Source organism: Bacteroidota bacterium, assembly GCA_018816945.1.
GTDB lineage: Bacteria > Bacteroidota > Bacteroidia > Bacteroidales.
In genome coordinates this window covers 31,013-45,148 of sequence record JAHIVC010000055.1, presented here as the reverse complement: position 1 = coordinate 45,148, position 14,136 = coordinate 31,013, and the positions used below count along the sequence as shown (strand labels likewise).

Annotated in this window: 14 protein-coding genes; 7 read left to right on the top strand and 7 right to left on the bottom strand. The window is 36.1% G+C overall.

Annotated elements, in window-relative coordinates; translation table 11 throughout:
- Window positions 1-88 precede the first annotated feature (88 nt).
- Window positions 89-814 (top strand): YjjG family noncanonical pyrimidine nucleotidase, encoded by a 726-nt coding sequence (locus KKG99_08470; protein MBU1013028.1) that lies wholly within the window; start codon window positions 89-91, stop codon window positions 812-814.
- 210 nt (window positions 815-1,024) lie between these two features.
- Here the strand turns inward: KKG99_08470 and KKG99_08465 are convergent, their stop codons facing one another.
- From KKG99_08465 to rsfS, 5 genes are read right to left on the bottom strand one after another with little or no spacing between them, the layout of a single operon-like run.
- On the bottom strand, window positions 1,025-1,684 hold the full coding sequence (locus KKG99_08465) for a phosphatidylserine decarboxylase family protein (protein MBU1013027.1): 660 nt from the start codon (window positions 1,682-1,684) through the stop codon (window positions 1,025-1,027).
- A 1-nt stretch (window position 1,685) separates the two neighbouring features.
- Window positions 1,686-2,501: a phosphatidate cytidylyltransferase gene (locus KKG99_08460; GenBank protein ID MBU1013026.1), complete on the bottom strand. Its 816-nt coding sequence runs from the start codon at window positions 2,499-2,501 to the stop codon at window positions 1,686-1,688.
- 9 nt (window positions 2,502-2,510) lie between these two features.
- The gene (locus KKG99_08455) at window positions 2,511-3,167 is read right to left on the bottom strand and encodes an LUD domain-containing protein (GenBank protein MBU1013025.1); all 657 of its coding nucleotides are present in this window, start codon (window positions 3,165-3,167) and stop codon (window positions 2,511-2,513) included.
- A 13-nt stretch (window positions 3,168-3,180) separates the two neighbouring features.
- Entirely contained in the window at window positions 3,181-5,220 is a 2,040-nt protein-coding gene (gene ftsH, locus KKG99_08450) for an ATP-dependent zinc metalloprotease FtsH (protein MBU1013024.1), read from the bottom strand.
- 37 nt (window positions 5,221-5,257) lie between these two features.
- On the bottom strand, window positions 5,258-5,635 hold the full coding sequence (rsfS, locus tag KKG99_08445) for a ribosome silencing factor (protein MBU1013023.1): 378 nt from the start codon (window positions 5,633-5,635) through the stop codon (window positions 5,258-5,260).
- Between the two features lie 87 nt (window positions 5,636-5,722).
- Between rsfS and KKG99_08440 the strand changes: the two genes are divergently transcribed.
- The gene (locus tag KKG99_08440) at window positions 5,723-6,517 is read left to right on the top strand and encodes a biotin--[acetyl-CoA-carboxylase] ligase (GenBank protein MBU1013022.1); all 795 of its coding nucleotides are present in this window, start codon (window positions 5,723-5,725) and stop codon (window positions 6,515-6,517) included.
- A gap of 4 nt (window positions 6,518-6,521) precedes the next feature.
- Here the strand turns inward: KKG99_08440 and KKG99_08435 are convergent, their stop codons facing one another.
- On the bottom strand, window positions 6,522-6,923 hold the full coding sequence (locus KKG99_08435; GenBank protein ID MBU1013021.1) for a hypothetical protein: 402 nt from the start codon (window positions 6,921-6,923) through the stop codon (window positions 6,522-6,524).
- A gap of 10 nt (window positions 6,924-6,933) precedes the next feature.
- Complete coding sequence (locus tag KKG99_08430; GenBank protein MBU1013020.1) at window positions 6,934-7,560, bottom strand: orotate phosphoribosyltransferase; 627 nt, start codon at window positions 7,558-7,560, stop codon at window positions 6,934-6,936.
- 25 nt (window positions 7,561-7,585) lie between these two features.
- Between KKG99_08430 and KKG99_08425 the strand changes: the two genes are divergently transcribed.
- The 5 genes from KKG99_08425 (at window position 7,586) to KKG99_08405 (ending at window position 14,081) form a co-directional block, all read left to right on the top strand.
- Window positions 7,586-8,203 carry an NUDIX domain-containing protein gene (locus KKG99_08425; protein ID MBU1013019.1) on the top strand — a complete coding sequence of 206 codons (618 nt, stop codon included), beginning with the start codon at window positions 7,586-7,588 and terminating at the stop codon, window positions 8,201-8,203.
- Between the two features lie 42 nt (window positions 8,204-8,245).
- A complete protein-coding gene (gene coaD, locus KKG99_08420) occupies window positions 8,246-8,713 on the top strand; it encodes a pantetheine-phosphate adenylyltransferase (protein ID MBU1013018.1) in 468 nt (155 codons plus the stop codon).
- A gap of 34 nt (window positions 8,714-8,747) precedes the next feature.
- A complete protein-coding gene (locus KKG99_08415; protein ID MBU1013017.1) occupies window positions 8,748-10,127 on the top strand; it encodes a TlpA family protein disulfide reductase in 1,380 nt (459 codons plus the stop codon).
- A 193-nt stretch (window positions 10,128-10,320) separates the two neighbouring features.
- A complete protein-coding gene (gene secA, locus KKG99_08410) occupies window positions 10,321-13,608 on the top strand; it encodes a preprotein translocase subunit SecA (GenBank protein MBU1013016.1) in 3,288 nt (1,095 codons plus the stop codon).
- Between the two features lie 20 nt (window positions 13,609-13,628).
- The gene (locus tag KKG99_08405) at window positions 13,629-14,081 is read left to right on the top strand and encodes a hypothetical protein (GenBank protein MBU1013015.1); all 453 of its coding nucleotides are present in this window, start codon (window positions 13,629-13,631) and stop codon (window positions 14,079-14,081) included.
- Window positions 14,082-14,136: the final 55 nt, after the last annotated feature.

Here is a 14,136-nt window from a genome sequence, read left to right as displayed (position 1 = left end):
TAGGATGATATTAAAATGATATCACAATGATACATCAAATTTAATAAGAAGTCAAGTATTTTTAAAAAAATATTCAAGGCTGTTTTAAATGAATGACTATTTTTGCCGCATGAATAAAGCTAAAAAATACAAACATCTTTTTATTGATTTGGATCGTACTTTATGGGATTTTGAGAAAAGTGCACAGCAAACTTTTGAAACTATTTATCTAAAACACGATCTTAAAAAATTGGGGGTTCCGAGCATCGATGAATTCGATAAATACTACACCATACATAATAACCGACTTTGGGGATACTATAGAAAAGGGGAAATCAAAAAGGAAGTTTTAAGCGTTCAGCGCTTCGAATTAACTCTTAAGGATTTTTCAATTGAAGATGATGAACTGGCAAAGCATATTGCTGCGGATTATATTAATCTCAGCCCTACTATGGTTAGTCTGTTTCCGTATACACATGAAATATTAAGCTATTTGAAAACAAAATATACTTTGCACATTATCACCAATGGGTTTGAGGAAGTGCAGCAAAATAAGCTTGATTACGCATCTCTACGACAATATTTTACCCACATCATCACTTCCGAAATGGCAGGTGTAAAAAAACCGGAACCGGAAATATTTGATTATGCATTTCGTATAACAAAAGCCACCGCAGAAGAAAGTTTAATGATTGGCGATGATTTGAAAGTAGATATTATAGGGGCGAAAGCCGTCGGTATGGATCAGTTATATGTGAATTATGATAAAATCAGGCATCAAGAAGAACCTACTTTCGAAGTAAAAAGTTTGAAAGAAATAGAATCCATATTGTAATTGTCGTTTTTATAAATTAAGATATAAGACGTTAGATTTTAGAGATTAGCAGAATACAGAATACAGTAGACAGTAGTTAGTAGACAGTAGTTAATTGCTATTTGACCAACAGCTAAATGCCAATAGCTAACACCTTGTTAGCTCAAAAGGCTAAATTTCAGACATACTGAACCAGTTTCATGAGAAATGCTTAGATCGAACTGAGGCTAATTAGTTAAAAAAGGCAATAGTATCTATTCCGGCACATACCTTTTGGGAAAGCTTAACATTGACCTTGGCATCCAGGGGTAAGAATAAATCGACCCGTGAGCCAAATTTAATAATTCCAAACTCATCGAATTGATCGACTTTCTGATCAGTTTCAGAATGGAAAATGATACGTCGTGCAACACTTCCGGCAATTTGCCGGATCATAATTTCATGTCCGTTTTCGTTTTGAACTACAATGGTACTGTGTTCATTGTCAGTTGATGATTTTGGTAAGAATGCGGGATAATGTTTTCCGGGATGGTGCTTAGCAAATTTTACGATTCCTCCGATCGGATACCAGTTGACATGCACATTCATTGGAGACATGAAAACCGAAACCTGCAATCTTTTTGCATTAAAATATTCATCAACAAAAACCTCTTCAATGGCAACTACCTTGCCATCGGCCGAACAAAGGATTGAATTTGCATCTCTTACAACTTTTCTTTTTGGAACCCTGAAAAACCGGATCACAAAAAAGAAAAACACCAATTCGGCAAAATAAAAAACAAAATGTAAAATACCTATTTCAGGAAATTGGTTATTAATGATTGAGGTAAGTACGACCAAAATTAAACCGATAATCAGTATAATAATGTGCCCTGCTTTATGAATCTTCATGCTAGCTGATAAAAGTTAAATATACATAAATCGCTGGAGCTGCCAACAGCAAACCATCAAAGCGATCTAAAATTCCACCGTGCCCCGGCATGATGTTTCCCGAATCTTTCACATTTGCTTGCCGCTTAAACATGGATTCGGTTAAATCACCCAGTGTTGCAAAAATACTGATTAAAAAACCAATAACAAGCCAGTTTGTTAAGTTTAATGATAAAAATATAGTTGAAAGCAGATATGCCGATAATACAGAAAGGATCGTACCTCCAATGGTTCCTTCCCATGTTTTTTTAGGGGAAATCTTTTCGTACAACTTCGTTTTCCCAATAAGTGAACCTACAATATAGGCGAATACATCATTAAACCAGAGGATGATGAAAAATCCAATCAGAAGTTCAGGTAGTTTTGATGGGGTGTCACTTTGATAAAAGCCAATCATGAGTACAAAAGGAATTACTACATAAGCAAGGCCAAAAACAAATTCTGAAATTTTAGTAATCGCTTCTTTAGGACTTAATATCAGTGTTCTTATTACTATTATTAAAAAGAGTACAAATAATAAATTCAGATTCTCAATTTTAATTATTCGGGTTTGGACCAAAAAAACGATAACAAAGAGTCCAATTCCACTAAGCAGCAGACTAATTTTATCAGTAAAGGTTTTAAAAGTATTTGGTCGAAGTTTAATATATTCAGTTATTCCGATAATGCTTAACATCAGCATAAATGCTGAAAAAGTCATGGATCCAAGCATAACTGAACCAATAACAACGATTACAAAAACAATTCCTGTCAGGCTGCGGGTGACTAAATTTTTCAAATTATGCTGTTAATAGTTGGTATCTACCGTATCATCAATCAAAAAAACGAACAATTCTTTGGGTCCGTGCGCACCCATCACCAGGGTTTTCTCAATGTCAGCTGTTCTGCTCGGGCCGGTTATCACTGATATCATGGATGGTAACTGATCCTGATATTTTTTCTGAATTTCCTTCAGGGCATCTTTTAAATCAGGCACCAATTGTGAAGAAAATGCAAAAACAATCTGAATTTCAGGGAAAGCATTCATCCTTCTTCCTTCACATTGTTTTGAACTTACCATAATGCTGCCTAATCGTGAAATCAGGAATTCGCATCTGGTGATCCCGACCTTCATTTTCAAGAAATCTTCTTCAGCGGATTTAAATGGGATCTTTGAGTTTTCGAGGGCATATTGTATGCTTTTATCTAAACAAAATACTTCTTCCCAACCTCTTTGTTCCATCAAAAATTTCAGATTCGATGGGAAGTCAGCGGGGGATTCGCAATACACAAACTGTCCATTTGCCTCGGTAAAGGCCTTAGCAAAAGTAATGTCTAAAGACTCATCGGTAGTCTGATAAATTTCTGATTCGAATTCAATGGATTGAAACGGGTTTTCCTGCTTACTCATTAAAGCATTTCTGACTTTTTTCAGAATTTTTTCCCTTGAAGTACTTTCTTCCATTTAGCCCCGATTTTTAAGCTTTATCAATCTCTTTCGATTTCTTTTTAGCTTTTGTTACTTTTTTTTCGGTTGGTTCAACTAATTTTTCGAATGCCTCTTTTACATCCGGATCAATAACCAATGAATTAACACTATTTTCAGATCCAAAAGGCCGTTTTCCAAAAACACTCTCAAGATCTTCACTAAAAATTACTTCTTTCTCAAGGAGCAGTGTTGCCAACTTTTGTAATTTTTCTTTGTTTTTGGTCAAAAGATCCTTTGCACGATCATAAGCATCCTCAACCAATTTGCTTATTTCACTATCAATTATTTCAGCCGTTTTTTCGCTGTATGGCTTGTGAAACGAATATTCCTGTTGTCCACTTGAATCATAAAAACTGATGTTTCCAATTTTTTTATTCAATCCGAAATAGGTAACCATCGCAAATGCTTGCTTGGTTACTTTCTCAAGATCGTTTAACGCACCGGTCGATACTTTTCCAAAATTAATTTCCTCGGAAGCACGGCCTCCCAAAGCTGAGGTCATTTCATCATACATTTGCTCAAATGTGGTAATTTGACGTTCTTCGGGAAGGTACCAGGCAGCACCCAGTGCTTTTCCACGGGGAACGATGGTAACTTTTACCAAAGGATGAGCATATTCGAGCAACCAACTAACAGCAGCATGTCCGGCCTCATGAAATGCAATAACCCCTTTTTCGGCCTGAGAAATGATTTTGTTCCTTTTTTCTAATCCTCCAATGATACGATCGATTGCATCAATGAAGTCTTGTTTGTCGATGATTTTTTTGTTTTTTCTGGCTCCGATCAAAGCGGCTTCATTACAAACATTTGCTATATCGGCTCCTGAAAAACCCGGAGTTTGTTTAGCCAAAAATTCAACAACAATGGTTTTATTATATTTTAATGGTTTAAGGTGAACATTAAAAATGGCTTTTCTTTCTTCCAGATCGGGAAGTTCAACATGGATCTGTCGGTCGAATCGTCCGGCTCGCATCAAAGCCCGGTCGAGAATGTCGGCACGGTTTGTTGCAGCAAGAATGATAACACCAGTATTGGTAGCAAAGCCATCCATTTCAGTCAGAAGCTGGTTTAATGTATTTTCCCTTTCATCATTGGCTCCTGTCATGGCATTACGGCCTCTGGCACGTCCAATGGCATCAATTTCATCAATAAAAATGATACACGGTGCTTTTTCCTTTGCTTGTTTGAAAAGGTCGCGTACCCTTGAGGCACCAACTCCAACAAACATCTCAACGAAATCGGAACCTGAAATGGAAAAGAATGGAACTTTAGCTTCGCCAGCAACAGCTTTTGCCAGTAGAGTTTTTCCTGTACCGGGAGGGCCAACCAGCAATGCACCTTTTGGAATTTTGCCTCCAAGTGTAGTATATTTTGATGGATTCTTCAAAAAATCTACGATTTCCATTACTTCAACCTTAGCTTCTTCCAATCCGGCTACATCGTTAAAGTTGAGACTTACACTTGTACTTTTATCAAATAACTGTGCTTTGGATTTGCCAATATTAAAAATTTGGCCACCTGCACCCCCAGATCCTTTACTCATCATTCGCATGATGAAGAAAAAGACACCAACCATGATTAAAAGTGGAAGTATCCATCCAAGAATTTCCCCACCCCAGTTTTTACGGGTTTCATTATCAATATAAACAGGATTGGCAATGTTTTGTTGGGCTTCTTTTACATCGTCTTTAAAGCTGTCGGGAGAGGTAATGTTATAATAATATTGAGCCTTTGAGGCTCCAAAAGATCCACCTCTAACTTTTTCATATTTCGGTCGGGATAACTGATCCTTTTTAATATAAATCTCAGCTTGCGTTCCATTTACCAAAATAATTTTCTCTACATCACCATCGGATAGCATGGTTTTTAATTCACCCCAATTTACTTTCTCTGAACCACTATCCCAGCTTAAAGCTTGAAGTATGAGGAAAGAGACTGCCAATATTCCATAAATCCAATAAAAACTAAATTTAGGTTTTTTGCTTTTCGGGCTGGTATCTTGTGTTTTTTCCGGTTCTTTTTCTGCCATTCTGTCGTTTTGTTATTTCTTCTTAAATATTCAATTCTTAATCGTCGCTATTAATATGTTGAATTTCAGCGTCTGCCCATAGTTCTTCGAGTTTGTAATGTTTTCTGCTAGTCTCCTGAAATACGTGAACAACAACGTCAGCATAGTCTATCAAAATCCATTCCGCATTTTCAAAACCTTCTTTATGCCATGCATTGTGTCCTGTTTCATTCTTAACAAACTCCTCAACTGCATCGGCGATGGCAGTAGTTTGAGGCCGGGATGTGCCCTGACATATAATAAAGAATGAAGTTATGGCATTGGGAATCTTTTGCATATCCAGTACCACCACCTGTTTCCCTTTCTTGGATAAAATTCCCTCTAAAGCTGCTTGAACTGTATTGTTTTGATTTTTTTTGTTTGATTTTTTAGGCATACTAACCATATTGTCTTGATGCAAAAATAGTTATTTTTAAACTATTTATAATAATTTAACATCTTCTCATGTTCAAATCATTTTCAGTTGAATTTGATTAGTATTTTTACAGGATTAACAGATAGGAACAACCAAGATATGATCGGAAAAAAAATTATAGCATTTAACACAGTCGAATCCACAAATTTAACTGCGGTCGATTTGATTAATGAACAAAATATTGAGGATGGAACAATAATCACGACCTCATTTCAGAAGCATGGAAAAGGGCAGGAGGGTAATTATTGGGAGAGCGAGGCCGGAAAAAATTTAATTATAAGCGTGATTATCAAGCCTGAATTTTTAAAACCGGAGAAGCAATTTATTCTTAACAAAATGGTTTCGTTGGCTGTGGCCGAATTTGTTCAAAGATATGCTCCAAAAGATAGGGTAAAAATAAAATGGCCCAATGATATTTATTTGGGCGATCAGAAAATTGCAGGTATTTTGATAAATAATTTCATCCAAGGCAATGTGATGAGTGCATCAATTTTGGGCATCGGAATTAATATTAATCAGAAAGTTTTTACCAGCAATGCGCCAAATCCGGTTTCCCTTATTCGTTTTATGAAAGAAGACCTGGATCTTATTCAAGCATTACAATTGCTATGTGATTCGCTTAACCACTGGTATTCGCAAATGGAACTGGGATTGTTTAAGTCAATTGATAAAAAATACATTTCATTGTTATACAGATACGAAGAATACCATACCTATCTTATTTCCCGTAAAAAAGTCACTGCTAAAATTACCGGGATCTCTGAATTTGGACGACTGCAACTGGAAGGCAAAAATGGCGAAATGTATGATTGTGACCTGAAAGAAGTCGAGTTCGTAATTTGAAAACTTATTTTTCCATGAAAGTTTTTAGCTTCTGACCCATAATTTCAACAAGATTTTGAAGCGGCTTTTTTACCATCATGCTCAGCATTGGGTTTACTTCGGCATCAATCTCAAAACTAAATTTTGATAAATTCTCGTTAAGCGGCTCAAGCTTAGAAATAAGTTGAAATGGAAAAGGACTCTTTCCTTCTGAATTCATCTTGAGTTTGCGCCCTTGCTCACGTTCGGTTATCCGGAGTTCGATGGTTGCCATGTTGTTTATTTCAAATGAACAACTTTCGGAATCCGATTTCCAGTGATCGATCTGCTCGGGCATCAGATTCTCAAAATTATTAAAATCGTTCAGGAAATTATAAATATGATCTGCCGGACTTTTAATTTCGATTGGGTCACCTTTTATTTCCATGATGTTAAAACTATTTAGCGCCCCATTTTGCAGGGTTTTCTCTCCATTTAACCAATGAGTGAACATCTGAATCGGAAATATAATTGCTTTCAACAGCTTTTCTGATCAGGGAGTCGTAGTTTGATAAGGTCACCAACTTACAATTAGCTTCTTCAAAGTTAGTTTTGGCAATTTCCATTTCATAAGTAAAAATGGCGACCATGCCTTTAACATTGCATCCCGCATCGCGAAGCGCTTTAACAGCAGCCAGACTACTTTTCCCTGTCGAAACTAAATCCTCAACAACTACGACCGATTGACCTGATTGAACAACTCCTTCAATTTGATTGCTCAAACCATGCTCTTTTTGAGATGAGCGAACATAAACAAATGGCAATCCTAATTCCTGGGCCACCAATGCTCCTTGCGCAATGGCACCAGTTGCTACTCCTGCAATTACATCCACAGATCCAAATTCTGCATTAATCATCTCAACAAATTGTTGGCGGATATAGGTCCTGATTTTTGGATAAGAGAGGGTAATTCGGTTATCGCAATAAATAGGCGATTTTAATCCCGAGGCCCATGTAAATGGATTAGCAATATTTAGTTTTATTGCTTTAATTTGTAATAAGGATTCGGCAACGCTTCTTGCTATATCATCATTAATTTTCATACTGCAAATGTATAAAGTTTTTTATCTGACCAAAGAAATTATTTTCGATCAGGACATAAAAAAGTTGAATGTTTTGGTAGATGATTTGATCGTTGAAGTTAATAATGATGAAGTTATGCGTAAGGAATATCAACAGTTTATCTTTAGCGAAATTTATAGCAGGCTCATATTTTTGTGTGGGGAAAATCTAGATTTAAGTTTTAATTTTTTCAAAAATTCATTTGAAAAGATTGAAGCTGCAGGCGGGTTTGTTCGAAATGACCGGAATGATTTGCTTATGATTTTCAGATTAGGGAAATGGGATTTGCCTAAAGGTAAAATTGAAAAAAATGAAACTTCAGAAAATGCAGCTTTAAGAGAGGTTAGCGAAGAAACCGGGCTTAAATCCCTTCAGATTATTGCACCGCTTAATCCAACATATCATCTTTATATGTATGGGAATAAGCATTTTTTAAAGAAGACTTATTGGTATGAAATGAATTGCACAGATTTAACCATTCCCACTCCTCAAACAAATGAGGGAATCAGCAAGGTTGAATGGATGAACAGAGAGGGAATGAAGTTCGCAATGCAAAACACTTATAGCTCTTTAATTGATTTGATGAATTTATATTTGAAAAGTTAAGACTGTTAGAATTTGTATATTTGTATTTAAATGAGCTGAGCAATGAAAAAAATAGCCGTCTTTCCGGGATCCTTCGACCCCATCACTCGCGGTCACGAAAATGTAATTAAAAGGGCAATCCCATTGTTTGATGAGATTATCATTGCAATTGGTGAAAACTCTCAAAAAATAAATTATTTCAGTTTAGACGACCGGATAAATTGGATCAAAAAAGTGTTTGAAGGAAATCCCGGCATTAGCGTACGAACATACTCCGGCTTGACCATTGATTTTTGCAGAAGTGTTGGCTCAAAATTTCTACTAAGAGGGTTAAGAACTTCGGCTGATTTCGAATTTGAACGAAGTATCGGGCAGGTGAATAAGCGATTATATCCCGAAGTGGAAACTGTTTTTATGTTGACTGCCCCTGAGTTTACCGCTATCAATTCGTCCATTGTCAGGGATATTCACTTTAACAAAGGAGATATCGCACAATTTATTCCTGAAGCCATTCATTCGTATTTTCAATAAAAATCAGAACTACCTTTGCCAAAATTAGCCTTGAATGAATAAGAAATATACATTATTTACCCTTCTTTTTGTGTTGTTGTTTTCAGTTGTATCAGGGCAAGAAACAAAAATTTACGGGAAGGCCGAAAATGCAGCTGGATATGTGATCAAGCTTAAAACTTATTCCGATTTTTTTTCAATGAAAATGAAAGAGGTTGATGAATGCGTTGTGCAACCGGATGGATCTTTTAAATTAAAAACAACATTACAAGCAACACAAATATTTATTCTCGTGATAGGTTTTCAGAAAACTGAAATATATCTGGAACCCAATAAAACTTATAAATTATTCATTAAATATGATAAGAGCAGGGAGCAGATCACATTTGTGAACAATCCTTATTTAGAATACCAATTCATCGATCTTCCCAAAGATGATTTGAACAATCAGATCAGTGAGTTTAATTTTCGGGCAGATCAGTTTTTAGTCGCTAATTTTAATCGGATTTATAAGAATAAAGAAAGAAAATTGATTGTTGATTTTGGTTCAGAGATTAAACAATTATTCAATAATCCAGGTGGTTATTTAAAAGTGTATATCGATCTTAGATTGGCATCTTTTGAATTAAATTCAGGATTGAAAAACAGGGAATCTGCTTATAAATCGTATTTACAGAATCAGCCTTTTTATTCGCATCATGATGAATACATGCGTTTCTTCAATCAGTTGTTTGAGAAATACTTGATGGTTCCCAATAAATATTTTGACCAAAGTTTATTGATGCAGAAAATATTTGGAAATGCGGATTTAGAATCTGTATCGGCTTTATTGAAAAAGGATCCCATGCTTGAAAATACTGAATTCAGGGAAATGGTCCTCTTGAAAATTATTTATGATTTGTACTTCATTCCATCAGCAAATCATGCTTCTATTCTTAAATTGTTTGATGAAATCGCTAAGCGCTCCGGCAATTCTTACCATACACAAATTGCTAAAAGTATGGCACAGCAGCTAAATTACCTCCAACCCGGTACAAAAATACCCACGTATAAGTTAACGGATTTAGAGGGCAATAATTTTAACATTCCTGATCCATCGAATCGAGTTACTTTTATTCAGTTCTTCACTGTTCCATGTAACGATTGTATCAGGGAAATGGATAGTATTGCGGAATTGTATCAGCATTATGCCAAAGATGTTCAATTTGTAAGTGTTGCGATTAATACATCCAAAAACATTCTGAATGATTTAATTAAAAAATATCCGTGGAAATTTTTCCTCACAGATAAAGTATTTGATATTGCTGATATTTATCAAATTAATGCGCTCCCGGCATATCTCTTAATTGATCCGCAGGGTGTGATCATGCAAAATCCGGCTTTAGTACCATGGATGGGATTCAGTCAATCTTTTAAATCTGAATTCAAGCACTGAAAGCTTTAGTTCAGTGCTATTTCATCAGCAATAATTAAGAATTTTAAACTATTTTTGTTTCGAATAAATTATAAGAATTCAATTAAAAAAGCTTTGAAAAAAATTCTGTGCTGACGATCTGTCATAGATTGCAATGAATTGGCTCAGGAATGATTATTGATCTAGCTGTTATTTAACTTTATTATTACCAACTATGCTTAATGCGATAAAAAATTTACTGGGAACTAAATCTGATAGGGATCTTAGGGAGGTAACGCCTACTCTTAAAAAAATTAAAGAAGCTTACACCGGAATTACCAAATTATCCAATGATGAGTTAAGAGCTAAAACAGCTGAGTTCAAGCAAAGAATAAAAGATTATATTGAGCCCGAAGAAAATCAAATCAAGGAGTTAAGACAGCAAATTGAGAGCGATACAGTTTCAGTCGGGGAAAAGGAAAAAATGTATGATACCCTAGATAAACTGGAGAAGCTAAGCTACGATAAGAGTCAGGAAATACTTGATGAAATCCTTCCCGAGGCATTTGCTGTGATGAAAGAAACTGCAAAAAGGTTTTTTGAAAATGAAAAAATTGAGGTTACTGTCACCCAAAGGGATCGGGATATGGCAGCAAAGCGTGAAAGCATAAATATAGTTGGAGATAAAGCATATTATAATAATAAATGGATCGCCGGGGGTACGATGATTACCTGGAATATGGTTCATTATGATGTTCAGTTAATTGGTGGCGTTATTTTGCATCAGGGTAAAATTGCGGAAATGGGGACCGGTGAGGGTAAAACGCTGGTAGCAACACTGCCCGTTTACCTGAATGCTTTAACGGGTAAAGGGGTTCATGTAGTTACTGTTAACGATTATCTTGCAAAACGTGATGCCGAATGGATGGGCGTTTTATATGAGTTTCATGGTTTGAAAGTCGATTGTATCGATAAGCACCAACCAAATTCGGAAGAACGACGAAAAGCTTATTTGGCTGATATTACATTCGGTACTAACAATGAATTCGGATTCGATTATTTGAGAGATAACATGACCAGTAATCCGGATGAATTGGTTCAACGGCCCCATAATTTTTCAATTGTGGATGAGGTCGACTCGGTATTAATTGATGATGCCCGAACTCCTTTGATTATTTCAGGTCCAACGCCACGAGGCGATATCCAGGAATTTGATGAATTGAAACCTCCGGTACATAAATTGCATACGGCCCAAAAAACATTGGTTACTAAGATACTAGCCGAAGCGAAGAAGTTATTGACAGGAACTCCCAATGCCGAAGATGAGAAAAAAGGTGGGGAATTATTGTTCAGGGCTTATCGCGGATTACCCAAAAACAAAGCACTGATCAAGTTTTTAAGTGAACCTGGCATGCGTGCCCTGATGCAAAAAACCGAAAATTTTTATTTGCAAGAACAGGCCAAGCACATGCACCTAATCGATGATGAATTGTTTTTTGTTATTGATGAAAAGCAAAACACTATTGATATCACTGAAAAAGGGATTGATGTGATGACGGAATCTTATCAGGAAGAAGACTTTTATTTGCTCCCCGATATTGGATCAGAATTGGCTGAAATTGAGAAAGAGGATGTAACTGAAAATAAAAAACGGAACAAAAAAGATAAAGTACTTCGCGATTATGCCATCAAATCTGATCGTGTACATACCGTTAATCAGTTGTTGAAAGCGTATGCACTTTTCGAAAAAGATATCGAATATGTTATCATCGATAATAAGATTAAAATTGTTGATGAGCAAACAGGCCGTATTATGGAAGGTCGTAGGTATTCAGATGGCTTGCACCAGGCTCTTGAAGCAAAAGAAAATGTAAAGGTTGAGGCTGCTACTCAAACTTATGCCACCATTACTTTGCAAAACTATTTCAGAATGTACCGTAAACTTTCGGGTATGACCGGGACTGCCGAAACGGAAGCAGGCGAATTTTGGGATATTTATAAATTGGATGTGGTTGTGATCCCCACAAACAGGCCGGTTATTCGAAAAGATATGGAAGACCTGGTATATAAAACTACCCGTGAAAAATTTAATGCGGTTATCGATGAAATTGATAGTTTGATAAAAGCAAAAAGGCCGGTACTTGTCGGAACTACCTCGGTAGAAATTTCTGAATTGCTGAGCCGAATGCTTACCCGAAGGAATATCAAACACAATGTTTTAAATGCCAAATTGCATCAAAAGGAAGCTGATATCGTTGCTGAAGCGGGTTTGCCGGGAACAGTTACCATTGCAACCAACATGGCTGGTCGGGGTACCGACATTAAGCTTGGAAAAGGCGTACAGGATGCAGGTGGTTTAGCCATCATCGGTACCGAGCGTCACGATTCTCGCAGGGTTGACAGGCAGTTGCGTGGTAGGGCCGGTCGTCAGGGTGACCCGGGTAGTTCGCAGTTTTTTGTTTCACTTGAAGATGATTTGATGAGAATGTTTGGATCCGGCCGGATTGCTAACATCATGGATAAACTTGGCCTAAAGGAAGGCGAAGTCATCCAACATTCAATGATTACAAAATCAATCGAGCGTGCCCAGAAAAAAGTTGAAGAGAATAACTTTGGAATCAGAAAGAGACTGCTTGAATATGATGATGTAATGAATAGCCAACGTGAAGTGATTTACAAGAAAAGAAAACACGCCTTATTTGGTGAACGACTAAGTGTAGATATTTCAAATATGATATTTGATGTTGGGGAACAATTAGTTACAGATTATCAGTCATCTGGTGACTATGAAGGATTTGAAATGGCTCTTCTAAAGACATTTGCATGTGAATCGCCATTTAACGAAAAAGATTTTCTTTCAATGAAGGCTGATGAAGCAAATTTGATTTTATTCGAAAATGTTTACAGCTCTTATGAAATGAAGTCAAAAAATATCGGGGAAAAAGCCTATCCGGTAATTAAAGACGTTTTTGAAAGGAATACACATTACGAAAATATTGCCATTCCGTTTTCAGATGGTCGTAAAACCATGAACGTTATCGCAAATTTAAAGCGTGCTTATAACGATGGCGGACGTGAAGTCGTTCTTTCGATGGAGAAGGGAATTTCACTTGCCATGCTGGATAACTCATGGAAAGAACATTTGCGAGAGATGGACGACTTAAAACAATCGGTTCAGAATGCGACTTATGAACAAAAAGATCCATTATTAATTTATAAATTCGAATCTTTTGAGTTGTTTAAAACACTGGTTCAAAAGATTAATAATGATATTGTTACCTTTCTTACAAAAGCAGATATTCCTCTTGTTGATTCAAAGGGTGTAAGTGAAGCCCACATTGGAAAATCTGATAGGAGTAAGTACAAAGAGGAACGTAAGGATCTGCTTTCAGAAGCACATAGCGATACTCAACAACAATCAGTTACACAACCTGTAAAAGTTGAGAAAAAAGTTGGTAGAAACGAAACGTGTCCATGTGGAAGTGGAAAAAAATACAAACAATGTCATGGTAGAAATGCATAATTTTGTATTTTTATAAATCAATGACAAGAATAGTAAAAATAACACTTTTGTTTTTCATTGTTTTTGCAATGACAAGTAGTACTTGTTTCAAGAACAATCCGGTTGATGAAGAATCAAATATTTACTCTAGTGTGGAAGATATCATTTATCCGCCTGATGAATTCCAATTGTATTTCAATTTACGAACTTTCAATAACTATGAAGGGATAATCGTATTTAAGAGTAATTCGGTTTGGGAAGTTGAAAAAATTACTGCATTCAGTTCAAAGTTTTGGATCGAACGTGAATATCCATTATATATAGCAACTCTTGATTTTGGGCAACTTGGAGTAACTAAGTATCAAATCGGGTTTGCCGCAGATACTACATATCATTTCTGGGCGAATAACAACTCGTTTGTTGAAGCTCGGAATCTTTTCGTACGGTTTAGAAGGCTTGATAATAATTATGAAACCTTTGATCCTAAATTCTAGTTCAATTTTTATACATTGCAGTATTCAAAATAATTGAAGACCATATAAAATTCAA